The organism is Vitiosangium sp. GDMCC 1.1324 (genome assembly GCF_003044305.1).
GTDB lineage: Bacteria > Myxococcota > Myxococcia > Myxococcales > Myxococcaceae > Archangium.
The window spans coordinates 431,774-455,791 of sequence record NZ_PZOX01000007.1; the positions used below are offsets into that span (position 1 = coordinate 431,774).

Below are 24,018 nucleotides of genomic sequence, written 5' to 3' on the forward strand. Positions count from 1 at the left end.
CCGATGTGAGGGACATCTACGCTAGTCCATCTCCCTGACGCGTCGAGCTTTCCACTCCCGCGTTCCCAGGCCACTCCTCCAGGAGCTCGCGGTGCGCGGAGATGGCCAGGAACGAGCGCCGCAGCGCCTCGTCGTGGAGCTTCCCCGCCTGCTCCTGGAGTTTGCGCTGGGCCGTCTCCAGGACTCGCTGTGCACGGGCGTCCTTTTGTGCTCGAAGGACTCGGAAGCAGGCCAGCCAGATTCTGAAGGGCTCCTCCACTCCGTGGAGCGCAATCCTTTCCAGATGCGAGAGGAGCTCCTCCGCGTATCCGAGGGCCTGCTGCTCCTCACCGGCCGCCAGTGCGACGGAGGCCAGGCCCGCGACGGACTCCATCTCGAGGTGGAGCATCCGCGCCTCCACGCGGATCCTCCGGGCCTGCAGGTAGGACTCCCGGGCCTCGGAGTAGCGCCCCAGGGAAGCCAGTGCGTGACCCCTGCTCATCCACGCATAACCCTGGTAGCGGGAGCTGCCGATCTCCTGGCTGAGCCACAGGGCCTGCTCGGAGAGCTCGAGCGCGGCGGGGGCATCCCCCAGGTGGGAGAGGACGAGTGCCAGGTTGCTCAGGTCGATGCACTCCCAGAACCGGTAGCCAATCACCCGGCTGAACTGGAGTGTCTGTTCGAAGTCCGCCCGGGCCCCGGCGAAGTCGCCCAGGCTCTTGCGCGCGTACGCCAGATAGCGGAGGGCGGAGAACTCCAGCCAGCGATCTCCCATCTTCCGGCAGAAGGGGATGACACGCTGGATGGGGGCGAGGCTCGCCTCCAGGTCTCCGGTCTCGTGGATGACGGCGCTCAGGTTGAGCAGGCTCTCCACCTCCACGTGCGCCAGCCGCGCCGACTCGGCGAGCGCCAGGCTCCGCTCGAAATGGCTCCGTGCGCCCGCGAAGTCCGCCTGGTGGTGCCGCAAGATTCGTCCCCACCGCAGGTGGCCGAGCGCCTCGCTGGCCACGTCTCCGAGATTGCTCGCCAGCCGGATGGCCTTGCGCGCCGCTTCCTCGCCCACCGCGAAATCGCCGATCTCCGAGGCGTAGAGGGCGCGGCGCAGGGCCGACTCGACCTGCCGCCGTTCGTCGCCGAGCTGTTCGGCCAGCGACTCCATCGTCTCGAGATCCTGCCGCTGCGCCTGCCGATCGCCCATGACGGCGTGGACCTTCTCGCGGGCCGCCACGATGGCATAGCGCTCGGGGAGATCCTCCCCGGGGGTCAGGGCCAGGGCACGCTCCAGGAACGAGCGCGCCTCCGCGTTGGCGAACAGGGACAGGGCCTCCTCTCCCGCGCGCCGCAGGTAGGCGGCCGCACGGACGCCCTGGCCGGAGGCCTCCAGGTGGTCGGCGATGAGCCCGAGGTGCTCCCGGGAGCGCTCGCCTCCGCGCGCCAGCAGCCACTCGGCGACGCGCCCATGAAAGGTGCGCCGCTCGCGCTTGAGCACGGTGTCGTAGGCCACCTCGCGGACGATGGCGTGCTTGAAGATGTACTCGCGCGTCCCGGCGAAGGCGGGGTTGGACTGCTCGAAGATGAGCTCGCGCTCCTGGAGCGCGGCCAGGGACTCGTGGAGCCGGGTGAGCGGATCCTCGTCCCGGCCCATCCCCGCGAGGGCCTCGTCCCAGAAGATGCGTCCCACCACCGAGGCCCGCTGGAGGATTTCCCGCTCGTGGAGGGGGAGGCTGTCCAGCCGGGACTGCAGGACGCCGCTCAATGTCGAGGGCACCTTGAGCGAGGTAAGCCGACGCGGCTCCACGCGCCAGCGCTCGCCGTCCGCGAGGATGACGCCCTCCTCGAGGAGCATCTGGATGAGCTCCTCGAGGTAGAAGGGATTGCCCTCGGCGCGGGAGACCACGAGCTCGTGAAGGGCCTGGGGAATCGCCTCCACCTTGCGTAGCAGCTCCGCCACGAGCCGGTGGCTGTCCTCCTGGGAGAGCGGCCGGAGCTCGAGCCGGACATGGGAGGGCGCGAGGGCCCATTCCGGCCGGCGCTCGAAGAACTCCGGCCGGGCGGTGCACAGCACGAGGAGCCGCTCGGGCGCGAGCGTCTGGAGCAGGCGCTCCAGCAGGTCGAGCGCGCTGTCGTCGGCCCAGTGGATGTCCTCCAGGAAGAGGACCATGGGCTCGCGGGAGAGGAGGGCGCGGAAGTACTCGCTGAGGGAGGCCAGGCCGCGGGCGCGGAGGCTCTGCTCGTCCGTGGGCGTGCCCTTCAGGTGAGGGCTGTCACTGAAGTCGAAGCCGATGAGGGAGCCGGCGAGGTGGGCGTGAAGGCGGCTCGAGTCCCCGGGGCCGAGTGCCTCGTGGAAGCTCTCCTCCAGCCGGGCGCGCACCACGCTGGGCAGGTCGCTCTCCTGGACCTGGAGGTGGAAGGAGAACAAATCCCTGAGCAGGGCGTTGGGATGGCGCCGCATCTCCGGGCTGGCGCGTCCGCGCAGACACAGGGGGGGCGCTGGCAGTGACTCGAGCCAGGTCTCGAACTCCCCGAGCAGCCGCGACTTGCCGATGCCCGCCTCACCGGTGAGGGTGACGCGCTGGCAACCGCCGCCGGAGAGCGTCGTGGACAGGGCGGAGCGCAGTTGCTGCGACTCCTCCTCGCGCCCCACGAGCCGGGCCCAGATGCCCTCCAGGCCCCGTCCCTGACGATGGAAGGCGCGGGGCCGGGCCGCTGTCACCCGGTACACCTGGAGTGGCTCCTGTTTGCCCTTGAGCCGCAAGGGGGCGAGGGGCTCGGCCTCGAAGGCCCCGCTCACCTGGCGATACGTCCCATGAGAGATGAGGATGCCGCCCACGGGTGCGGCCTGCTCCAGACGGCTGGCCGTGTTGACGGTGTCGCCCATCACCGTCAGCTCGCCGAGCGTGCCCACCATGCCCAGCAGGGCCGGGCCGGTGTGGATGCCGATGCGCATGCGCAGACCCTCGGGGGGACCCGCTTGGAAGGAGGCGAGCTGGGCCTGGATGTCCAGGGCGGCATGGAGCGCCTGCTCCGCGTCGTCCTCGCTCGCGCCGTCCGCGCCCCAGAGCGCCATCACGGCATCGCCAATGTGCTTGTCGATGCGCCCCCCGTGCCGGACGATGGCCGCGTCCACGCGCTCCCACAGCCGGTTCATCAACTCGCTGACGTCCTCGGGGTCCATCCGCTCGCTCAGGGCAGTGAAGCCGCAGAGGTCTCCGAAGAGTACCGTGACGTGCCGGCGCTCCAGGGGGACGCGAGAGGCGAGGGCCGCGAGCCGTGCGCGCAAGGCCGCCAGAGCGGCCTCGGTGGCCTCGTGGCCCAGGGTGGGGCGCTGGGCCTCCAGCATGGCCATGGCCTGCTCGAGCAGGTCCCGTTCGTTCCTCATCGTCCTCTCGACGCGCTACGTTAGGGGGGGCGCTGAGGAAGCTTCAACCCACGGGGAGTGCGGAGTGGGATGAATTCGAAACCGCGGCCCAACGAGGGGGGAACGGCGATAGGGCTACACCGCGGGCACGGGCTCCAGCCTCAGCGACAGGCTGCCATAGTCCTTGGGCAGATTGCGCAGCCGCAACGTGGTGACCGGCGCACTGCTGTCAACGAGGATACCGCTCTCCAATGCATCTGCATGGCGTTCGAGCACGAAACGCTCCATCAGCCAGACGAAGGTCTGGGTGAAATCCATGCGGCGGCCATCACCATCGACCAGCAGCAATGGGTTCGCCAGCCGCTCCTCATGGAACCAGTAGAACACCTCCCGGTCGACGAGCAAGGCGCCGACTCCGTCGCCGTTCTCCAGGAACAGCACCACCGACTCCCTGTACAACCGCTGCACCTCGGCGGGCAGGTCCGCCAGGGTCTGCTCGGCGTAGTTCCACTGGCCCAGAAAGCGCGAGAGCCGGTCCAGTTCCCGGGCCGGAAGGAGGCGATGCCCCTCCAGCTCCAGGCCATCTGAGTGCCGCAGCAGGGCGGCCAGCTCTCCGGGCAGCCGCATGCCCAGGCGCGACTCGGCAGCCTCGATGGCCTCCGGAGCCGCCCGCGGCGCGAGCGCCACCCGCCCAGGGATGTCCCACTCCCCGGCGAACTCCCGCTCCGCCTCGGCGAAGCGGGCCAGGCGCGTTCCAACGTCCGTGCCGGCCTGCCGCAGCGGCCCCATGAGGGGCGCCGCATCGACCAGCGGTATCCGGAACTTCCAGTTCTTCATCCGCCGCCGCTCTGACTCGGGCGCGTTCGCGGTGCCGCGCAGCACCAGCGTGCCGGCGCCGGCGGGAAGACTCAGCCGGCAACCGAGCTTCTGGGGGGCCTGCCCGGGGGCGACTTCGCCGCGGAGCGTGCCGAGCTCCTTCCCGGCATCGCTCCCGAAACGGACATCCATGACGTCGCCTGGACCGAGCCAGGTCACTACTTCCAGCGTCGTGCTTCGGGCCAGACGGGTCGCCTGCGAGGGGCTCGTCGCCCCGGTGCGGAAAAGGCCGCGGAGCAGCTTTCCCAGCATCATGTCATCCCTCCGAGGACTCCAGCGCGGCCAATAGCGCCAGGACGCAAGAAACACCAAGGGCCGGAAAGTACAAGCCCTCACGGAGACGTGAGGCCCTTGGGGGCCGAGTCCGTGCGGAAGATGGGGTAGAGGTTGAGGCGCGAGTCGTAGGCCGGGTGGCGTTCGTAGAAGAAGCGCAGGCGGGCACGCGGGTTGGCGGCGAACTCCTTGTCCTTCAGCTTCTCCTCCCACTGGGCCTTCACGGCGGGGTCCCTGGCCAGCAGCTCGCGAGCGAAGGGCTCCAGCACGTAGTCCTCGATGTACTCCTTCTGCTCGAAGTGGTTGTTGAAGAAGCCCCAGGCGAGCAGCGAGTCCGGCCCGAGCGGCTCGAGCAGGTGGGCCAGCAGGGGCACGTACTTCTGCGCGGCCGGTACGTAGAGCGTCCCCACGGGCAGCGTCTGCGTCTCCTTCTTCCACGCGCCCTTCACCGACAGGCCTTGATGGCCCTCGACGGAGGTGGGACGGAACTTCGCCTCGGTGCCGCGGAACACCTCCACCTCGGCCGAGGGTACCTGCTGACCGAGCCGCTGGAAGCGGATGCCATGCTCGGCCAGCTTCTCCGCCATCCATCCTGCGTGGGCCGGGGGAATCAGGTAGCCACCCGAGGGCAGGATCGCGGTGAGGACCGGGCGCAGCTCGTCATAGTAGGGAATGGTCCACACCTGGGGCTTCGTGTCGTCGTAGCGGATCCACGGCTGGGTGGAGAGCTCGGAGGGGGTGCGCTCGTAGGCGTAGCCGCGGAAGGAGATGAGGTGGTTCTTCTCGGTGTTGTCCCAGACGAGCACCACCTCGCGGACCTTGCCGGACTCGGCCTCGGCGTCCGCGGCCTTCCGGGCCGCCTGCAGTGCAGCTCCATCCCGAGCGACGAGCCGCAGCAGGCCCTCGAGCACGTGGCGCGTGGTGGCCACGCGGTGCGCATAAGGCTTCCACGAGTGGGTCTCCACCAGAACCCCGTAGCGCCGGTTGGCCGCCCAATACTGGTGGCTGAAGCGCGGGGGCGACACGCCGTAGGCCACGCCCGAGGCGGGGTCGTCGTTGTCCCGGAAGGAGGGGTAGAAGGCGAGGGGCAGGTGTCCCCGGGCCTCCAGCTCGGTGAAGAGCTCTTCGCGCAGCTTCGTGCCCAGGGCCTGCATCGCCTCGGGGCCCACCCGCTGGGGCTCCATCTGCACGCTCACGTCGTGCTCGAACTTGGCGCCGTCCGTGACGTGCAGGTCCACGTAGAAGAGGGGGTCCCAGGTGTGGAGCAGCTTGAGCACGGCCACCATCTCCGGGGCGTCTGCCTTCACGTAGTCACGGTTGAGGTTGAGGTTCTGCCCGGTGACGCGCCAGCCCATCTCCTCGGGGCCCACCTGATTGGGACGGTTGTTGGGGCCGAAGCGCTCGTGGCCGTCCACGTTGAGGACGGGCACGAAGACGGCCGTCACCCCCTTGAGCACACCGGGGAGCGCCTTGCCGTCGAGCAAGTCACGGAGCAACCAGAAGCCGGCGTCCTTGCCGTCGATTTCCCCGGCGTGGATGCCGCCCTGGAAGAGGACGACGGGCCGGCCCTTCTTCGCGGCGGCGGTGGGAGTGAGGGTGCCATCCGCGCTGGCCACGAGCGCGAGCATGGGGCGGCCCTCGGGGGTGGTGCCGAAGGTGTCACAGCGCACCTTGCCGGGGTAGCGCTTGGGGAAGGCGGCACAGAGGGACTCCACCTCCGCGTAGCGGCCGGTGCGGAGCCAACCGCTCTGCTCGGCGGCGGTGGTGAGGGGGGCCTGGTGGAGCGTCAGGGCGAGGAGTACGGGCAGGAGCATGGCTCCCCTACTGAGCACACCGCACGTTCGCCCTCAACTTCGGAGAGCCATGGGCGGCCCCATGCTCGTGCCTATTGCATTTCGAGTTCATAATCCCAGTTATGCAATAGCCAGATGAGATCCCCTGTGCGTGCACCGGACACCCGCTCGAAAACGCGTGGGTCGAGCGTGGCGAGGTGCTCACGCTGGAAGGAGGGATCGGCCACCACAGCCCGGCGCTTCAGGCCGCGCGTGGAAGTGGAGGTGAGGGCTCGGGGCATCTGTCGGAGGATGGCCTTGATGCTGTCCTCCCGTGTTGCCCGAGCCATACGTTCCGCCGCCATCTCCAGACGCTCTCGCACTGAGGCGTTTCCCTCCGGGCACCACGCATCCATGGCCCAGCCGCAGGAGGCCACCATCAGTTCCTCCAGGGTGAGTGCTGCCGCCAGGGTCTTGAAGAGGTAGCGCGCGGACTGGAGTGGCGCCCAGAAGCGCAGCACCGCTTGGAGGCGCGACGCTGTGCGCTCCGCGCTCACCGGGCCCATCTGCTCAATCGTGAAGTAAAGCGCGCCCCAGGCTGTTTCGCGGAAGAACTCTTCATAGGCATCCCTCAAGGTGATTGAGTTCTGCTCTTCTAGCGCTTCCCACAACGCGCTCATGACATCGGACACCATGTACAGTCGCCAGGCCGGGTGCTCGTGCTGGAAGTCAGCCACCCCGTGTGTCACCACGACCTCGCCAGGATGCACCTCCTGCATGTGGCGGGGCGCAGGGAAGGAACTGTCCTTGCGGTATTGCTCGCCGCACCGCAGGCCCTCCTCCCTCGTCTTCTGCTGGACCGCAGAGTACGTGCCATACAGGAAGGACGGCAGTTGCAGAGAAGAAGGCTGTCCAAGCGTCATGGCGCGCGTCCTATCAAACCGAGTCATCATTGAGGAAGGGACATGCCCGCTGCAGCGGGCACCTGCGCTGGCGCTGCGGTGGGTGGCGGTCGTGCTGGGAAAGGGATGACCTGTCCACCTCCCTGGTTGGGGGGCTGTTGGGCCCCCGTGCCCGAACCCATACGGCCCAGAATCGCGCCCGAGAAGAACCCCGTCGCTGTGGTCCCGACGACCTCAATGACGAGGCCAACGGCTCCGCTGAATGTGGCGAGCCGTTCGCGCCGACTGACCAGTCCCTCGACGGCCTGACCCACCCATCCACCGTACTGCCGCATCTCCTGCTCGGTGAGCGTCACCCACTGCCCGGCCTCATATGCCGCAGCCTCAGACTCGAAGCGTTGTCGGCTGTGGGTCCAACGGTACTGGACCACTCCTGGCTCATTGGTTCGCCACTCCAAGCGCCAGATGTACTGCCCCTGCGCGAAGCGGATCAGGATTTCTCCCTGGAAATCTGTGCCGCCTGTGAATCGTCTACCAACCAGGATGGTCCTGTTCAGTGCGGCCAGGTAGGTCCGAGCCTCCTCACGCCCCTCCTGGAGACCCTGGTCATTCCAGGGTTTGATTTCAAAGAGGTTCAGGATGAAGACGTCGGTGATGTCCGGGCGCAGGTTGCACTCGTCTGGGCGTAGATGGGACGTGTCTCCGAGCCCTGTCTTTGTAAGGATGGTTTTGATGGTCTCGGTATTGTAATACACTTCGCTATCTGGGTGATTCACGCCGTACATGTATGCAATCAGCCGGTGTGCGGCATTTGCCGAGGAAGAATTTCCAAGGCATCTCCGAATTCGGATTCCGGCCGGGGACGTCGTAGCCACGCACCGCTGCTTCGGAGAGAGTTCCGCCTGTTGTCGGGCCGTCGCTCATGGCCAACAGGAGTCGCGGCGGAGCAGCAGGGGCGAACGATGGACTGAATCGCGCTCCCTCTGCGCTCCACGTCGACGGCGCCTGAGTACCGGAGGTCGTGGCGCAGCCGACGAGTATCCACGAAAGAACCAAAGCCGCCCAACAGTGCGCGGTCCAATACCTGGACAGAGACCCGATGCTGGCACTCACAGACACCTCCCGCTCCTACGAGCCGGACAGCCGCGAAGTTTGGGAGCATTAGACGCCGGAAACCGTGGGCAGACAATGCCCTGTCAGGTAAGGTCACGAGACAGGGGAATTGTCGGGCCTCTCTATGGGAATGTCATTTCAGGAATGGTGATGCCGCGTGAGTCTTCACTCCACAACTTCAGCGTCAGTTCGCCATGTGCCTCCTGGGCTGTTGCATCGACCTCGACGATGACCGAACCGCTACCGTTGGGCGGAATTGGCTCCTCCTGTCGAAGCTTCATCCCCCTCAATTCCTTGCCATGGGCGTCCATCAACGAGGCTCCAGCCGCTGTCCAGGGTTCCAGGCTTGTGCTCCTCAGCAACACCTCCGCCGCGACACTCCTATCCGTGCGGTAGCTGACGCCCCCGCGAAACACGAGAGTACCTTCAGAGGGCTCAAGCACCTTCGGCCTGAACTCCCGGGTCTGGACGCCTTTTGTGCTGACCGTCTTGTTGGCGATCAGCTCCCGGAGCCCACCCGACCGCTCGAGCTGGACTCTCACCTGCTGGAGCTCCTCGCGGAGCCGCTGGCTCTTCGCCCGCTCCTGGAGCACTTCGTTCTGGAGGGCCTCCCTGGGGCGCTGGTCGCGATACACCTCCACCTGGTGCGTCGCCACCCCCAAGTGAGCCACCAGCGTGAAGGTGACGATTTCCTGGGTGCGCCCGCCTCCGAGGCGAGCCGTGAGCCGAAGCCGCTCTCCGGGCGCCATGTCCCGTGGAGGCATGAAGCTGATGCCAGTTCGGCCGCGGAGCACCTCCACGAAGCGCGCTTCGTCCTGCAACTCCCACTCAACAGGTGTATCGAAGAGAAAACCCGTCATGAGCCCCGGACTGACGCAAATCTCCCGTGCCGTTGCCGCGGGGACCAACGCCAGTTCGATGCGCTGCAAGTCCTCGCAAGCCGTGGGAGTGGGCGGTTGCATGGCGGGGGCGCCTCGAAGGAGCACGAGGAGCAGGAGGGAGGAAGGAGAAGGCATGGTCGATCTCCTCTGGCGCTGGGTTACTCGAAGCTCGTCACGGGCGTGACGCGGAGGATGTTGGCGACGCGGGCCTTCTGGGACGTGCCTCCGGGTTCCATCGCAATGCCTCGCCCCTTCGACGTCCTCACCTCCATGCAGATCGGCACGGTCTCACCGCCAGGCAAGCGGGCCCGCGTGAAACGGCCAAAGACATGTCCCTTCCCGAAATACAATCGGCCGTAGAGATGGCTGTCGTCCGGGAGTTGCCCCCAACGACCGATGGTCGAAGCGGTGACGTCACCTTCCGAAACCAGGATGTCAGGAGTTGGATGGTTGGGATCGGTGGGGAGGATGGCGATGAGCTGATCCCCCCAGAGTTTGAGTCGCTCGTGGCTCTCGGCTGCTCCTGGTGGGCACTCTTCCGGTTTCGGCGGCTGACGCTGCTGCGGACCACTCGCGCAGGCCGAGCCGGCGAGGCAGGCCGCGGCAGCCAGGGCCCGGGTTGTCTTGGATTGCGTCTGGGGTTTCTTCATCGTGGGCTCCTCGCTGTTCGTCGTGTTGGCGACGGGCGCGGGGGTGGCGGTGGATGACTCCCGAGGTTCCGCGCCGCTGCCAACGTCTCCCGTCAACCGCGCTGGCGCTATTTCCTGGCTGGAGCTGGCCTGCTGCGGTGGGGGAGGGGTAGGCAACTCGCTGCGTTGGGCGGGCAGGGAGTGCACCCCCAGCGCTCCCAGCACCGCGGTGAGAGCGAGCCCGGCGATCCGCCACCGTCTGAGGCCCTGCCTCTTGGGAGCCACGGTTGGGGGCACGGGGACGGGGGTTTTGTCGCCTCTGCCTCCTGGGAGCAGGGGCTCGCGCCAGGCTCTGTCCGCCCGGGTCCATTCCGTGGACAGGGCCTCCGCGAGCGCCTTCGCATCCGCGAATCGGTCCTCGGGCTCCTTCTCCAGCATCCGCATGCACAGCTCGCCCAGGGCCGGAGGTACGCGCGGGTTGAGCTCATGCGGAGCCGGTGGTGTCTCGTCGAGGATGGCGCGCACCATTCCCGGGCTGTTCCGGTCCCCGAAGGGCAGCGTGCGCGTCAGCAGCCAATAGGTGACGACGCCCAGTGCCCACAGGTCGTCTCCCGGCTTGGACGGATAGGGTTCTCCCTCCCACTCGCGAGCGAAGCGCAGTGCCTCCGGGCTGCGGTACTCGGGCGTTCCCGGCGGGAGCCGTATCGTCAGGCGCCGTGCTCCGTCGAGGCCCGCCGCGCCGAAGTCCACCAGCACCGGCTGCCCATCCGCCTCGCGCATGATGATGTTGGCTTCCTTGATGTCCCGGTGCACCACGCCCGCGGCATGGACGTCCGCCAGGGTGAGCGCGAGCGGCAGCAGCACCTGCATCACCAGCTCGAGCGCGGAGGGGTTCTCCTCTGCTGCCCAGACATCCAGTGGGCGGCCCTCGACGAGCTCCAGGGCCAGCACCAGGAAGCGTCGCTGCTCGTCTGGCCAGAAGCCGTACCCGTGAAAGCACACCACGTTCGGGTGCCGCATCAGGCGCAGGACATCCGCCTCCCGGTCGCCCCGTGGGTCGGTGAGCAGCAGCTTGATGGCGAAGAGCCGCCCATCCCGCTTCGCCCGGTACACGGTGCCGGAGCTGCCCGAGGCGAGCAGCCCCTCGATGGTGAAGCCGGCCACCTGCGTACCGCGAGCCAACTGCCAGGGCTGCTCACTCCTCGCCTCTCCGCCGTTTTCGTCGGGCATGCCGCCTGCCTCCGAGGGCGCCGGAGGCTACCAGAGAGATGGAGCGCGGCCCCGGACCCAATGGGTTGGGAGGCGGGAAGCCCAACCTCATGAGTGACGGACGGAGAGGCTCTCGCCCACGGCGAGCACATGGAGCGGCTCGCGGGGCAGCTTGCGGCGGTTCCACTCGGCATCGAGCCGCTGGGGAGGCTCATCCAGGGGCTCGTCGGTGAGCTTGAAGGTGCCCCAGTGCATGGCCAGGAAGCGCCGGGCCCCGAGGTCCTCATAGGCCTGCACCGCCTGCTCGGGGTTCATGTGCTGCTTCTCCATGAACCAGCCCGGGTCATAGGCGCCGATGGGCAGCATGGCCGCATCCAGCCCGGGGAAGCGCCGGCCTATCTCCTTGAAGCCCTCGAAGTACGCGGTGTCACCCGAGTGGTAGATGCGTGCGCTGGAGCCCTCCACCACGAAGCCGCCCCAGAGCGTCTCGTTGGCGTCGTTGAGGCTGCGCCGGCTCCAGTGCTGGGCGGGGACGAAGTGCACGGTCACCGGGCCCACCCGGGTGGAGCCCCACCAGTCCAGCTCGGTGATGGGCAGCGAGCCGTGGAAGTAGCGCGCCATGGCCAGCCCGGAGATGACGGGGGCGCCCACCTGGCGCACGGTGGGCATGTCCAGGTGGTCGTAGTGGTTGTGTGACACCAGCGTGGCGGCGATGGGGGGCAGCTTCTCCATCGGTACGCCCGGGTCCACGTTGCGGCGGATGAAGCCGGTAATCATGTCGCGCAGCGCGGGGTCGATGAGCAGCGACACGCCGTCGAGCTGTACCAGCCAGCTCGCGTGGCCCAGCCACGTGAGGCGCGCGCCCTCGCCGGGGGCAGGAGGAGTGGCCAGCGTGGCGAGGTCTGGTTCCACGCGGCGCACGGGGGCGTGGTCCGGGCTCTTGCGGCGCCTGCCCGCCAGCTTGTCTCCCACGGCCCACTTGAAGACGTTGGCGAACGGATGCGGGCCGCTGCCATCCAGGTTCTTGAAGCGCACCGGCATGGGGCTCTCCCTCGGGCCCGGGCAAAGAGGGGCCCAGGTCCTGTCTTGTTCCGGCGCCACCCCTGGATGCAAGGAACATGTGGGAACGCGGTTGCTCACACAGGGCACGTGAGGACTGTCCGGTGTGAACAGCGGGGGAGTCCGTTCTTTCGGCTGTTGACCAGATGAGGGGCCGCACCCGTGCATCGGCGCTCGGGGATGAAGAGAAATTCCCAGCGAGGGTAGGGGAAGGGACGGGTGGAGGAGCCATGCGACTGGGTCGCTTGCTGGTCGGGGTGTGGGTGGGGGTGGTGGCGCTGGTCCAGGTGGGGTGCGTCGGGTGTGGAGACCTGCCGGTCACGTACAGTCTGCCCAGCACTCCGGCCGGGACGTGTGCTGACGGACGGAGCTCGGGAGACGAGCCGTGCGGCACCGGCGGGGATGCTTGCCGGAGTGACGCGGACTGCCCGGGCGGGGTGTGCCGCGGTGGCGTCTGCCAGACCGCGTCGCCGAGCTGCTCGGACGGTGTGCGCAACAGGGACGAGACGGGCGTGGACTGCGGCGGAAGCTCATGCCCCGCGTGCTCCGGAGGGCAGCAGGCCTGCGGGAGCGACGCCGACTGTGAGTCCGGGGACGTGTGCATCGGGGGCGTGTGCTCGCCCTGCACGGAGAGCGCCCAGTGCACGGACGGCCTCGAGTGCCGCGAGGGGAGCTGCGTGAAGGACGACGCCGCGCCCCGGGTGCGGATGGCCTTCCTGCCGGGGAGCACGGTGCTCCGCGTGCGCTTCTCCGAGCCCATGCTGCGGGACGACTCCGCCTCCGGCATCCTCAATCCCGACAACTATTGCGTGGAGCTGACAGACGAGACACCCGAGGTGTGCACGCCCTCGGATGCGTTCTGGATGGGCAGCGTCCTCACCGTCGTGGACCCGAGCACTGTCGACATCCAGCTTCCCTTCGCGCCGGGAGGTGGCCGGTACACCGTGCATGTCTCGAATGTGGTGGACCGCGCGAACCACGTGTTGGACTCGCCGCGCCACGCGGACTTCGAGGTGGGAGGTCCCTTGCGCCTTCTGGAGGCTATCTCCCAGGGGCGGAACCAGGTCCTGCTCACCTTCTCCCGTCCGGTGGTGCCGGGGCCGGATGCCGCGGGGAGTGCGGGTTGCACTTCGCCCGCCACCTGTGGCTCGCGCTACCGGCTGTCCGGTCCCACCTCTCTGGGTGCCGTGCTCTCCGCCGAGGTGCGTTCCGCTCCGCGTGACAACGAGGTGCTCCTCACCCATGCCTCCGTCCAGCGGGGAGGCCAGTACACCGTCCTCGCCTCCAACGGGGTGGATGGGAATGCATTGGTGGCGGCGGAGGGCGGGCGTCTGGGTGCGTTGCCGCTGGACCGCGCCACCTTCACCGGGTTCGGTCCACCCATGAGCGGTTTTCAGGACGGGCCGGTGCAGGTAGACCCATTCGCCGATGGAGTCACGTCCCTCTCCGTCGTCTCGTACCGGGAGCGGTTGTACCTGGGCACCAACACCAACGGCACACGCGCGGTGGGCGTGCACCTGAACGGCCTCCGGCCCGATGACCTGGCCTTCCGCTTTCGCAAGGACACCCAGAGGATCGCTGGCTCGCGCAGCTCCAACACCGCCGGCTCGCTCTTCCCGTCCATCGGGTTCGCCGGCTGTCAGGGCAACACGTTCCAGTGCGGCCCGGACAACGAGGATGGACGCGCCCTGTTCGCCGCTGGCCTTCTCGGTGGCACCGAGTGGTTGATGATGGGTGGCACCCGGAGTGGTGGCGGGCTCGACTACGTCTACATGTCCCGCGATGACGACGCGACTCTGGACATGAAGTACGTGGACCTGGGCCAGGCGCTGGACGGGACGTTGGCCCGGAGCTTCTCTGCTGCGGGTTTCCTCGGAGGCCGTGCGTACCTGGGTGTCCCCATGAGCGGCGGAATGCGCCGGCCCGAGCTCCTCGCGCTCCTGCGCGCCCCCTCCGCGGACGCCGAGGGCCTGGAGGCCCGGGGCAATGGCGCCAATGGTGGAGCGTGCAAGCCCTCGGTGCATGACGTGTGCAACCTGTCGGCGCACCGGATGCCGGGCATCGGCGCGTCGGGCTCTCCTGCCAACCCCGCGCACACGGTGGGCATCGACTTCGTCGGCGAGTTCAACGGCAGGCTCTACCTGGGCAACAACGGTGGCCTCGTCCGCGCCACCGTCACGCAGCCGCTCGACTACGAGAGCTCGCCCTCGCACTGGGTGTCCATCACCCCGAGCGCGCCCGAGTACCGCGCGAAGGAGTCCATCACCACCGACAAGACGGCGGACCTCGAGCCGTCCGACCGGGCGTGGTCGCGGATGGTCGTCTTCAAGGGCCATGTGTACCTGGGCCGCAATACCATCTCCGGCCCGCAGCTGTGGCGGTGTGACCCCGGCCTCGTCTCCGGCCCGGCGCCCGCCACCGCCGAGGACTGTGATGCGGGAGACTGGGTGCTCGTCGCCGCCAACGGGAAGGGCGAAGCCCGGCTCAGCCAGTTCGACAACCCGAACAACACCCGGTTGACGCTGCTGGCCGTCAACGGGGACCACCTGTACGTGGGCTTCGACAACGCGGTGGACGGAGTGGAGGTGTACCGCTCGGCGGTGGACGTGCCCGCGAGCCGCTCAGACTTCATGGGCCAGGGCGGGTGCTCGGCGGCTGCCCCGGGCTGCGCGGGCCTGGGGGGGCAGGGCTTCGGCCAGCCCTCGCTCCACACCCGGTTCGGGGATGCCACCTCCGTGACTTCTGGAGACGATGGCTTCCTCTATGTCCCGGTGAGCGGGGGCCCGGGGACGCCCGTGCGCCTCTACCGGCAGCGGGACTGAGGCCGGTTCCACCGGGAGCGGCCAGGAGGACGGGGCTGCTCCCATTCTCCTGGTGGATTTCCTCGCGAGTTGTCCGGGCCGGGTGGAATATCCGGCCATGAGCGTGCGGCATTTCGACATCGTGGTGATTGGCTCCGGGCCGGGCGGAGAGGGGGCAGCCATGAAGGCCGCCAAGTCCGGCAAGCGGGTGTGCGTGGTGGAGCAGCAGCCCCTGGTGGGTGGCGCCTGCACCCATACCGCCACCATCCCCTCCAAGGCCCTTCGCCATGCCATCCAGCGTCTGGTGGATGTGCAGATGGATCACCCTGAGCTGCGAGTCGATCTGGCCAAGAGCTGGAAGTTCAAGGACATGATGCGGACGGCCACGTCCGTGGTGTCACGGCAGGTGCAGCTGCGGACCACCTTCTATGAACGCAACCGGGTGGAGCTGGTGGTGGGGCGGGCGCGCTTCCTGGACGCATCCACGCTTGAGGTCAGCGAGCCTCGGGGCGCCAGCGAGCTGCTGTCCGCCAAGGCCTTCGTGCTGGCCACCGGCTCGCGCCCCTATCGCCCGCCGGACCTGGACTTCAATCATCCGCGCATCTTCGACTCGGACACCATCCTCACGCTGCGCGAGACGCCGCTGACGATGATCATCTACGGCGCGGGCGTCATCGGCTGCGAGTACGCGTCCATGTTCCGCATGCTGGGCGTGAAGGTGGACTTGGTGAACACGCGCGAGCGGCTCCTGTCCTTCCTGGACGATGAAATCTCCGACGCGCTCTCCTACCACCTGCGCGAGCAGGGCGTGCTCATCCGTCACCAGGAGCAGATGGACAAGGTGGAGCCGCGCGAGGACGGGGTGGTGTTGCACCTCAAGAGTGGCAAGCGGCTGCGGACGGACATCCTCCTGTGGGCCAACGGGCGCACGGGCAATACCCAGGACATGGGGCTCGAGGCGTTGGGCATCCAGATGGACTCGCGGGGCAACGTGCAGGTGAACGACGCGTACCAGACGGTGGTGCCTCACATCTACGCAGTGGGGGACGTGGTGGGCAGCCCCTCGCTGGCCAGTGCCTCGTATGACCAGGGCCGCTTCGCCGCGACGCATATCGTCGAGGGGCGGTTGGAGCACAAGCTGGTGAAGGACATGCCCACCGGCATCTACACCAGCCCGGAGATCAGCAGCCTGGGGCGCACCGAGCAGGAACTCACGCGCGACGGCGTGCCCTACGAGGTGGGTCACGCCTTCTTCAAGAGCCTGGCGCGCGCACAGATTACCGGCCGCACGGTGGGCATGCTCAAGATGCTCTTCCACCGTGAGACGCGGGAGATTCTCGGCATCCACTGCTTCGGGGACAACGCCTCGGAGATCATCCACATCGGCCAGGCCATCATGGCGCAGGAGGGCGCTGGCAACTCCATCGACTACTTCATCAACACCACCTTCAACTACCCCACCATGGCCGAGGCGTACCGGGTGGCGGCGCTCAACGGGCTCAACCGCCTGTTCTGACGGGGTTGAATCCCCGCGGGCCTCGGGTAGTAGAACGGTGCATGGGTGCGCGAGGTGCGCGCCCGGTGAGCCCGAGGCACGGAATGCAGGAAGTTGAGGGAGTGGGGGAGTTGAATCCGGCGGTCGTGGAGTCCCTGGTAGGCAACCACCGGCGCTTCTTGAGTTTCCTCGAGAAGCGGGTGGGCAACCGGGCGCTTGCCGAGGAGATTCTCCAATCCTCCTATGTGCGGACACTGGAGAAGGGTGGTGACCTCCAGGATGGCGAGGGGGCCGTCACCTGGTTCTACCGCCTGCTGCGCAACGCGCTCGTGGACCACTACCGCCGGCAGGGCGCCGAGGGCCGGGCCCTGGAGCGTGAGGCGCGAGAGGCCTCCGAGGTGGGCCCGGACCCGGAGCTGACGCAGGCCGTGTGCGCGTGCATCCACGACCTGTTGCCCGCGCTCAAGCCCGAGTACGCCGAGATGGTGCGCCAGGTGGACCTGGAGGGCCGGGGTGTCCCCGAGGTGGCCCGGGAGGCGGGTATTACCGCGAACAACGCGGGAGTGCGGCTCCACCGGGCCCGTCAGGCGCTCAAGAAGCAGTTGGAGCGCAGCTGCGGCACGTGCGCATCGCATGGGTGCCTGGACTGCACCTGCGGCAAGCCGGGTGGAGGCTGCAAGACGCCCGCGTGATGGGCGCGCACCGTACCCGGTTCAGGCGATGCTCTGTGGCTCGCTCGTGAACAGCGCATGGAAGAGGGTCGTGTTCGGCGGCTCCTTCCAGTCCACGATCAACGGAATCGGGGTCTGGGCTATCTCATGGGGGAGCGCGCGCACTTCGAAGATGGCTTCGAGCTTCCTGGCGATGACTTCCGCGGGGGGTCTCATTTCAGGCGGAAGTGCGTCCAGGAATACCTTGTACCCGATGTGCTTCTTGCCACTGTATTCGTGTTGAACGCCGTAGATGGTGTAGACGGGCGCCAGGATGCTGACGCAGCCGACGACGACCCAGGGTGGCATTCGAGGGTTGTCGCTGGGTGGATATGCGGAGCAACGAAAGCTGGTGTTGGCCGTTGCTGTACCATCGCCAATGGTGAAGCCAGGTAGTTCCTTTTCGAGTTCATCCAGGAACGCCCACCACTGGTCGAGCTTCTTCAGCTTCTGATCCCAGAGCTCACAGCGCCTGATGTGCTCGGGGGCGCTCACGGGCTTGTTTTCGTATTCCTTGTCTGCGCGAAAGTAATTCCGCGCGATTGCGAGCAACTGCTCTGCTGAAAGAGGCATGGGCTCAGGGATTGATGATGACGGGGGAGGTTTTTTCGTGGCACGTCTTCATGACACGCGACTCTTTGATGGCGCCGCCTAGAATCACGCCATAGGTGCTCTTGAAGCTCTCACATGCAAGGCCGAGGGGAGTTTCGGGCGTTGCGGCACTGAAGACGGTGAGGGCGGCCTGGCTGGCGCAGTCCGCTGAAATACGCTGGGCGAGTGGGGTAGAGATGGGTCCATTCTCGGAGGTCTCCATCGGCATTTCGACACCGAACCTGCAAAGGAAGGAGTCGACTCCCGGGTCCCTTTTGAGGGAGAGGCCGACGCATGCCGCGCGCCAACCTCCTGCTCCCTGGCCTCGCTTGGGGACGACGGTAACGAATCGGAAGTGCCTTGGTTCGAACTGTCCCTCGACAAACGTCCTTGTTCCTCCTGTAGCGCAGCCCGAGAGGAGCAACAGCGGGAGAGCGTGGTGCCACATGGGCCGTTGAGGCTCTCCCAAGGGTCGTGCTTCACGAGTCGTCATGACTGCACACCCTTCCAGGTGAATCGCAACGATCGAGAACCAGCCCTGGAATTAGACGGTGTGATGGGATGGATGGATAGCGCGCGTTCACAGGACTGTTGGCCCCACGACCCGTGCCCTCCTTCTCTTCGATGGAGGACGCAGCGGGCGTTCCGCGAGCCAAGTGGGCAGTAAGTGCTCGCTTGACGTGTAGGCGAGCATGGTCCACTTCGGTGCCGAACCGCAGCGCGTGCCGTGACCACTGTAAGGGTCTGGTGCTCGCCCCGTTAGCGAGAGAGAAAGGAGCAGTTCCTTCTCATGGCCCACGAGCACACCCACTTGCACGATTCCCATGCCGGCCACTCGCACGGCCTTCCCTCCAGCGGGGAGGGCAAGGTGCTGGACCCGGTCTGCGGCATGACGGTCGACCCGGCGACCGCCAAGGGCGGCAGCCACGTGCACAAGGGCGCGACCTACCATTTCTGCAGCCCGAAGTGCCGCGAGCGTTTCGCCGCCGAGCCCGAGCGGTACCTCCCCAAGGACCCGGTGTGTGGGATGTCGGTGAACCCGAACTCGCCCAAGGGAGGCACCCACGTCCACGCGGGCAGGACGTACTATTTCTGCAACCCGAAGTGCCGCGAGCGCTTCGCTGCCGAGCCCCAGAAGTTCCTCACCCCTCAGGTGGAGCCGGAGCCGGTGGAAGCGCCGCCGGGCACGATGTGGATCTGCCCGATGGACCCCGAGGTCCGTCAGGACCACCCGGGCGCCTGCCCCAAGTGCGGTATGGCGTTGGAGGCCGAGCAGCCGGTGATGGTGGCTCGCACCGAATGGGTCTGCCCCATGCACCCGGAGGTGGTGCAGGACCATCCGGGCACGTGCCCCAAGTGCGGCATGGCGCTGGAGCCGCGTACGGTGTTGCCCGAGGAGAAGCCGGACCCCGAGCTGCGGAGCATGACGCGGCGGTTCTGGGTGGGCGTCGTCCTCTCGGTGCCGCTGCTCTTCCTCGGTATGTCCGAGATGATTCCGGGCCAGCCGGTGCAGCGCGCCCTCGACTCGTGGGTGCTGGCGTGGGTGCAGTTCGTGCTGGCGACCCCGGTGGTGCTCTGGGGCGGCTGGCCCTTCTTCGAGCGCGGCTGGGCGTCGGTGAGGAACCGGCACCTCAACATGTTCACGCTCATTGCCCTCGGCACGGGCGCGGCGTACCTCTTCAGCATCTTCGCCACGGTGGCGCCGGGGTTGTTGCCGCATGCCTTCACCGGCCATGGCGGCGCGGTGCCCGTCTATTATGAGGCGGCGGCGACCATCATCACGCTGGTGCTGCTCGGACAGGTGCTGGAGCTGCGTGCACGCCGCGCCACCTCGGGGGCCCTGCGTGCGTTGCTCAGTCTGGCTCCGGCGGTGGCCCGGCGCATCCACGAGGACGGCCGCGAGGAGGACATCCCGCTCGAGCAGGTGAAGGTCGGAGAGCTGCTGCGTGTGCGTCCCGGCGAGAAGGTGCCGGTGGACGGCGTGGTGATGGAGGGCGAGAGCGCGGTGGATGAGTCCATGGTGACGGGCGAGTCCATTCCCGTGGAGAAGGCGTCCGGAGCCCGCGTCATCGGCGGAACCGTCAACGGCACGGGCTCCCTGGTGATCAAGGCCGAGCGGGTGGGTCGGGACACGCTGCTGTCGCGCATCGTCCAGCGGGTGAGCGAGGCCCAGCGCTCGCGTGCTCCCATCCAGCGGCTGGCGGACAAGGTGGCCGCAGTGTTCGTGCCGGTGGTCATCGCGGTGTCTGGGGTGACGTTCCTCGTGTGGGCCTTCTTCGGGCCCGAGCCACGGCTGGCGCATGCGCTGGTGAACGCGGTGGCGGTGCTCATCATCGCCTGCCCCTGTGCGCTGGGTCTGGCCACGCCCATGTCCGTGGTGGTGGGCATGGGCAAGGGGGCGGAGGTGGGCGTCCTCATCCGCGACGCCGAGGCGCTGGAGCTGCTGGAGAAGGTGGACACCCTGGTGGTGGACAAGACGGGCACGCTCACCGAGGGCAAACCCAAGCTGGTGTCGGTGGTGGCGGCGGAGGGCATGGAGGAGGCGCGGTTGCTGCGTCTGGTGGCGAGCCTGGAGCGGGGCAGCGAGCACCCTCTGGCGGCGGCGGTGGTGGCGGGGGCCGAGGAGCGCGGGGTGGAGTTGACGGCGGTGCAGGGCTTCCGCTCGGTGACGGGCAAGGGCGTGCTGGGGCGTGTGGATGGCGCGGAGGTGGCGCTGGGCAACGCGGCGCTGCTGGAGCTGCTCGGCGTGGACGCGGGTCCGCTGCGGGCTCGCGCGGAGGAGCTCCGGCGCGAGGGCCAGACGGTGATGTTTGTGGCGGTGGACGGGCGGCCAGCGGGGTTGCTCGGAGTGGCGGATCCCATCAAGGCGACCACTCCCGAGGCGCTCGCCGCGCTGCACCGGGAGGGGGTGCGCGTGGTGATGCTCACGGGCGACAGCCGCACCACGGCCGAGGCGGTGGCGCGTCAGTTGGGCATCGACGAGGTGGTGGCGGAGGTACTGCCCGACGGCAAGGGGGACGCGGTGAAGCGGTTGCAGGCCGAGGGCCACACGGTGGCGATGGCGGGGGACGGGGTGAATGACGCGCCGGCGCTGGCTCAGGCGGACGTGGGCATTGCGATGGGGACGGGGACGGACATCGCGATGGAGAGCGCGGCGGTGACGCTGGTGAAGGGAGATCTGCGGGGGATTGTCCGGGCGCGCAAGCTGAGCCGGGCGACGCTGCGCAACATCCGCCAGAACCTCTTCTTCGCCTTCGTCTACAACACGCTGGGCGTACCCATCGCGGCGGGAGTGTTGTACCCCTTCTTCGGGCTGCTGCTGAGCCCGATGCTCGCCGCGGCGGCGATGAGCCTCTCGTCGGTCTCGGTCATCGGCAACGCGCTGAGGCTGCGCACGCTGAAGCTGTAGACCCTACCCACTCGAAACCCCAAGGAGACCCCGCATGTCCACTCCCGCTCCCTCCCTTCGTGAGGTGGACCGTCTCGAGGTGTGCGTCGTCGTCGACAACGTGCTCGATCTGCTCTCCACGGTTCCACCGACCGTGACGCCGGAGATGCCCAACCTCCTGCGGGCCGGGATGCAGGAGCTCACCGGCTCGTGTCTCTGCTGCGCGGCGTGGGGCCTTTCCTTGATGGTGACAGCCCATGCCGGGAGCACCCGGCACACCGTGCTGTTCGACGCGGGGCCCGAGTCCTATGTCTTCGAGCGCAATGCCCGGCGGCTCGGCGTGGACCTGGGCTCCATCGAGGCGGCCGTCCTGTCGCATGGGCACTTCGACCACGCGGGCGGGCTGCCCCGGGCGCTGCAGATGATCAAGGAGGCCAACGGTGGTCGGGACGTCCCCCTCCACGTCAACCCGGGGATGTTCGGCAGGCGCGCCTTCAAGCTCGCCAACGGCCGCGTCCTGCCGCTGGGCGATGTGCCCTCGGTGGAGGAGTTGTCGGCCGCCGGTGGCTCGGTGGTGAATGCGGCCGAGGCTCGCACGCTCCTCGACGACCTGTTCTTCGTCAGTGGGGAGATCGCCCGGGTGACGCCCTATGAGAAGGGTCTGCCGCAGCAGCTCCGCCGCGCGGACGACGGGAGTTGGGTACCCGACCCGCTGGTGATGGATGAGCGCTACCTGGCAGTGCACGTGCGAGACCGGGGGCTGGTGGTCTTCAGTGCCTGCTCGCACGCGGGAATCGTGAACGTGCTGAAGGATGCGGCGAGGCGCTTCCCCTCGGTGCCACTCCACGCGGCCATGGGGGGACTGCACCTCTCGGGTCCGTTCAACGAGCAGTGGATCGACGACACCGTGAGGGATCTTCAGGGGCTCGGCCTGAAGCGGCTCATCCCGGGCCATTGCACGGGCTGGAGGGCAACCCAGGCCCTCGTCCGTGTGCTCGGAGACGTGGTGGTGCCGGGCGCGGTGGGGCAACTCCACCGGTTCGGCCAGGGTGAGCAGGGCGCATGAGGCTGGCGTCTCCGCGTCTTTGACACCTCCCGGGACGGGCTCGGGCTACCGCATGTTGTTGATGACCTGCATCTCCGAGTCGTTCTTCAGCACCTTGCTGATGAAGGCGACGGTCTCCTGCTGCTTCTGGAGCATGAGCTGGGCCTTGGCCCGGGTCAGGTCATCGCCCGAGAGGCCGGCGAACAAGGCCTGTTCCTGCGCGGTGAGTCCCTTGTGGGTTTGCACCGCCGCCTTGAGCGCCGCATCCGCGGCACGGGTGACACTCATGGAGACATCCTCCAGACACAGGTCCTTTCGAGGATTATCGAGGACCGCGCAGCAATGTTGCGTCCCAATATTCGTGATGCCGAGCAATTCCTCTTCCCAGAGACGGGGCCTCGGACGGTTCCGGATGGGGCCCCGGCATAAACGCCTGGAAGTATTGGAGAAAAGCGGACTGTCGGCCATGCCGGTGCCTCCCATGTGGACGAGGCAGGCCGCAGTGTCCCGGGACGAGGTGGAACATGCGCACCCTCATCCTGTCCCTGGGCCTGCTCCTGGCCCTCCCGGCCGGAGCCCAGACGCATGCGCCTGGGCATGAGCACGAGGCCTCCAGCGAGCCCCCAGCCAGCGAGCCCCCAGCCAGTGAGCCCTCGACTCACGGTGAGCATAAAGCCGGGCACATGGGCCATCCGGGCGGGGAGCCCCAGGAGGTGCGCTCGCTCCGGGACATCCCCGTGATGCGGCGGGGTTCCGGCACGTCCTGGCAGCCGGACCTCATCCCCTCGTCGATGCTGCACTGGGAGGTGGCAGGGTGGGGCCTCATGTTCCAGGGCGTACTCTTCGGTGGCTACGACGTGCAGGGCGGGCCTCGGGGGGACAGTGCGCTCACCGGAATCGGCTGGTTGATGCTCATGGCGGATCGAGAGCTCCCCTCGGGGCAGCTCGTCGCGAGTCTCATGCTGAGCCCCGACCCCTTCACCGCTGGCGCGGACGGCGGCTATCCCCTGCTGCTCCAGACGGGAGAGTCCTACAAGGGCGAGCCGTTGCACGATCGGCAGCATCCGCATGACCTCTTCATGGAGCTGGCCGCCTCGTACACGCACTATTTCTCTGACACCTGGGGACTGATGCTCTATGTGGCGCCCGCGGGCGAGCCGGCGCTGGGTCCCGTGGCCTTTCCGCACCGGGTGTCGGCCCGGTACGACCCGTTGGCGGTGCTGGGGCACCACTGGCAGGACGCCACGCACATCTCCTATGGGGTGCTGACCGTGGGCCTCGTCACGCCCATGGCGAAGCTCGAGGTTTCCTGGTTCAACGGCCGCGAGCCCGACGAGAACCGGTACGATCTGGACCTGCGGGCTCCGGACTCGTTCTCCGTGCGGCTGTCGGCCAACCCCACGGCCCGCGTGAGCGCGCAGGTGTCCTACGGCTACCTGAAGAGTCCCGAGGCGCTCGCGCCGGACGTGTCGGTGCACCGGCTCACCGCGTCCGCCACGTACCATGCGCCCTTCGGGAGCAGCGGCTTCTGGGCGACCACGGCCGTCTTCGGTCGCAACGTGGAGGGCGAAGAGCCGCCCTCGGACTCTTTCCTCCTGGAGAGCAGCCTGGACCTGGACGGGCATCACGCCGTCTTCGGGCGCGCCGAGTACGTGCGAAAGACGGGGCACGACCTGGTGCTTCCCGAGTCCCTGGCGCACTCCCTCTTCGGCGTGGGCAGCCTGGTGCTGGGCTACGTCTACAGCTTTGGTCCCTTCGGACCGGTGCGGCCCGGGGTGGGCGTGCGCGGCGCGCTGAATGTCATCCCCGAGGGGCTCGAGCCCTTCTACGGCAGCCGCACCCCGTTGGGAGGCATGGTCTACGTCCGCCTGGTCTCGGCCGGGAGCCACCCCTGAGCCACCAGGAAGCGTGCACTCCCCGGGCGTCTCATTAGACTG

17 protein-coding genes are annotated in these 24,018 nt (G+C 67.9%); 6 read left to right on the forward strand and 11 right to left on the reverse strand.

The window, feature by feature from the left end; translation table 11 throughout:
* Positions 1-16 precede the first annotated feature (16 nt).
* The 8 genes from DAT35_RS22860 to DAT35_RS22895 all read right to left on the reverse strand — a co-directional run bounded on the left by DAT35_RS22860 (position 17) and on the right by DAT35_RS22895 (position 12,033).
* The gene (locus DAT35_RS22860) at positions 17-3,358 is read right to left on the reverse strand and encodes an adenylate/guanylate cyclase domain-containing protein (protein ID WP_108069222.1); all 3,342 of its coding nucleotides are present in this window, start codon (positions 3,356-3,358) and stop codon (positions 17-19) included.
* Between the two features lie 114 nt (positions 3,359-3,472).
* A complete protein-coding gene (locus tag DAT35_RS22865; protein WP_108069223.1) occupies positions 3,473-4,468 on the reverse strand; it encodes an SMI1/KNR4 family protein in 996 nt (331 codons plus the stop codon).
* Positions 4,469-4,545: 77 nt separating this feature from the next.
* Entirely contained in the window at positions 4,546-6,300 is a 1,755-nt protein-coding gene (locus tag DAT35_RS22870) for a M14 family zinc carboxypeptidase (protein WP_108069224.1), read from the reverse strand.
* A gap of 71 nt (positions 6,301-6,371) precedes the next feature.
* On the reverse strand, positions 6,372-7,181 hold the full coding sequence (locus tag DAT35_RS22875) for a hypothetical protein (protein WP_108069326.1): 810 nt from the start codon (positions 7,179-7,181) through the stop codon (positions 6,372-6,374).
* 26 nt (positions 7,182-7,207) lie between these two features.
* Complete coding sequence (locus DAT35_RS22880) at positions 7,208-7,945, reverse strand: hypothetical protein (protein ID WP_108069225.1); 738 nt, start codon at positions 7,943-7,945, stop codon at positions 7,208-7,210.
* A 450-nt stretch (positions 7,946-8,395) separates the two neighbouring features.
* On the reverse strand, positions 8,396-9,289 hold the full coding sequence (locus DAT35_RS22885; RefSeq protein ID WP_108069226.1) for a DUF2381 family protein: 894 nt from the start codon (positions 9,287-9,289) through the stop codon (positions 8,396-8,398).
* Positions 9,290-9,312: 23 nt separating this feature from the next.
* Positions 9,313-11,013 carry a serine/threonine-protein kinase gene (locus tag DAT35_RS22890; protein WP_108069227.1) on the reverse strand — a complete coding sequence of 567 codons (1,701 nt, stop codon included), beginning with the start codon at positions 11,011-11,013 and terminating at the stop codon, positions 9,313-9,315.
* A gap of 87 nt (positions 11,014-11,100) precedes the next feature.
* Positions 11,101-12,033 carry an MBL fold metallo-hydrolase gene (locus DAT35_RS22895; RefSeq protein WP_108069228.1) on the reverse strand — a complete coding sequence of 311 codons (933 nt, stop codon included), beginning with the start codon at positions 12,031-12,033 and terminating at the stop codon, positions 11,101-11,103.
* Positions 12,034-12,281: 248 nt separating this feature from the next.
* On the opposite strand from DAT35_RS22895, the gene DAT35_RS22900 reads away from it, so the two are divergent.
* The 3 genes from DAT35_RS22900 to DAT35_RS22910 all read left to right on the forward strand — a co-directional run bounded on the left by DAT35_RS22900 (position 12,282) and on the right by DAT35_RS22910 (position 17,039).
* Complete coding sequence (locus DAT35_RS22900; RefSeq protein WP_108069229.1) at positions 12,282-14,873, forward strand: EB domain-containing protein; 2,592 nt, start codon at positions 12,282-12,284, stop codon at positions 14,871-14,873.
* 97 nt (positions 14,874-14,970) lie between these two features.
* Positions 14,971-16,368, forward strand: coding sequence for a Si-specific NAD(P)(+) transhydrogenase (sthA, locus tag DAT35_RS22905; protein ID WP_108069230.1), 1,398 nt, complete (start codon positions 14,971-14,973; stop codon positions 16,366-16,368).
* A gap of 83 nt (positions 16,369-16,451) precedes the next feature.
* Complete coding sequence (locus DAT35_RS22910; RefSeq protein WP_108069231.1) at positions 16,452-17,039, forward strand: RNA polymerase sigma factor; 588 nt, start codon at positions 16,452-16,454, stop codon at positions 17,037-17,039.
* Positions 17,040-17,060: 21 nt separating this feature from the next.
* Here the strand turns inward: DAT35_RS22910 and DAT35_RS22915 are convergent, their stop codons facing one another.
* Positions 17,061-17,552: a hypothetical protein gene (locus DAT35_RS22915; protein WP_108069232.1), complete on the reverse strand. Its 492-nt coding sequence runs from the start codon at positions 17,550-17,552 to the stop codon at positions 17,061-17,063.
* Positions 17,553-17,634: 82 nt separating this feature from the next.
* Complete coding sequence (locus DAT35_RS22920) at positions 17,635-17,871, reverse strand: hypothetical protein (RefSeq protein ID WP_108069233.1); 237 nt, start codon at positions 17,869-17,871, stop codon at positions 17,635-17,637.
* A gap of 567 nt (positions 17,872-18,438) precedes the next feature.
* Between DAT35_RS22920 and DAT35_RS22925 the strand changes: the two genes are divergently transcribed.
* Positions 18,439-21,057 carry a heavy metal translocating P-type ATPase gene (locus DAT35_RS22925; protein WP_108069234.1) on the forward strand — a complete coding sequence of 873 codons (2,619 nt, stop codon included), beginning with the start codon at positions 18,439-18,441 and terminating at the stop codon, positions 21,055-21,057.
* Between the two features lie 34 nt (positions 21,058-21,091).
* Positions 21,092-22,102, forward strand: coding sequence for an MBL fold metallo-hydrolase (locus DAT35_RS22930; protein ID WP_108069235.1), 1,011 nt, complete (start codon positions 21,092-21,094; stop codon positions 22,100-22,102).
* Between the two features lie 45 nt (positions 22,103-22,147).
* On the opposite strand, the gene DAT35_RS22935 is transcribed toward DAT35_RS22930, so the two are convergent.
* Entirely contained in the window at positions 22,148-22,369 is a 222-nt protein-coding gene (locus tag DAT35_RS22935) for a hypothetical protein (RefSeq protein ID WP_108069236.1), read from the reverse strand.
* Between the two features lie 236 nt (positions 22,370-22,605).
* On the opposite strand from DAT35_RS22935, the gene DAT35_RS22940 reads away from it, so the two are divergent.
* Entirely contained in the window at positions 22,606-23,976 is a 1,371-nt protein-coding gene (locus DAT35_RS22940; protein WP_108069237.1) for a hypothetical protein, read from the forward strand.
* Positions 23,977-24,018 lie beyond the last annotated feature (42 nt).

Excerpts from the sequence above, each read along its gene's own strand:
- DAT35_RS22860 (WP_108069222.1), bottom strand. The coding sequence starts at position 3,358 with ATGAGGAACGAACGGGACCTGCTCGAGCAGGCCATGGCCATGCTGGAG.
- DAT35_RS22865 (WP_108069223.1), bottom strand. The coding sequence starts at position 4,468 with ATGATGCTGGGAAAGCTGCTCCGCGGCCTTTTCCGCACCGGGGCGACG.
- DAT35_RS22870 (WP_108069224.1), bottom strand. The coding sequence starts at position 6,300 with ATGCTCCTGCCCGTACTCCTCGCCCTGACGCTCCACCAGGCCCCCCTC.
- DAT35_RS22875 (WP_108069326.1), bottom strand. The coding sequence starts at position 7,181 with ATGACGCTTGGACAGCCTTCTTCTCTGCAACTGCCGTCCTTCCTGTAT.
- DAT35_RS22880 (WP_108069225.1), bottom strand. The coding sequence starts at position 7,945 with ATGTACGGCGTGAATCACCCAGATAGCGAAGTGTATTACAATACCGAG.
- DAT35_RS22885 (WP_108069226.1), bottom strand. The coding sequence starts at position 9,289 with ATGCCTTCTCCTTCCTCCCTCCTGCTCCTCGTGCTCCTTCGAGGCGCC.
- DAT35_RS22890 (WP_108069227.1), bottom strand. The coding sequence starts at position 11,013 with ATGCCCGACGAAAACGGCGGAGAGGCGAGGAGTGAGCAGCCCTGGCAG.
- DAT35_RS22895 (WP_108069228.1), bottom strand. The coding sequence starts at position 12,033 with ATGCCGGTGCGCTTCAAGAACCTGGATGGCAGCGGCCCGCATCCGTTC.
- DAT35_RS22900 (WP_108069229.1), top strand. The coding sequence starts at position 12,282 with ATGCGACTGGGTCGCTTGCTGGTCGGGGTGTGGGTGGGGGTGGTGGCG.
- sthA (WP_108069230.1), top strand. The coding sequence starts at position 14,971 with ATGAGCGTGCGGCATTTCGACATCGTGGTGATTGGCTCCGGGCCGGGC.
- DAT35_RS22910 (WP_108069231.1), top strand. The coding sequence starts at position 16,452 with ATGCAGGAAGTTGAGGGAGTGGGGGAGTTGAATCCGGCGGTCGTGGAG.
- DAT35_RS22920 (WP_108069233.1), bottom strand. The coding sequence starts at position 17,871 with ATGGAGACCTCCGAGAATGGACCCATCTCTACCCCACTCGCCCAGCGT.
- DAT35_RS22925 (WP_108069234.1), top strand. The coding sequence starts at position 18,439 with ATGGCCCACGAGCACACCCACTTGCACGATTCCCATGCCGGCCACTCG.
- DAT35_RS22930 (WP_108069235.1), top strand. The coding sequence starts at position 21,092 with ATGTCCACTCCCGCTCCCTCCCTTCGTGAGGTGGACCGTCTCGAGGTG.
- DAT35_RS22935 (WP_108069236.1), bottom strand. The coding sequence starts at position 22,369 with ATGAGTGTCACCCGTGCCGCGGATGCGGCGCTCAAGGCGGCGGTGCAA.
- DAT35_RS22940 (WP_108069237.1), top strand. The coding sequence starts at position 22,606 with ATGCGCACCCTCATCCTGTCCCTGGGCCTGCTCCTGGCCCTCCCGGCC.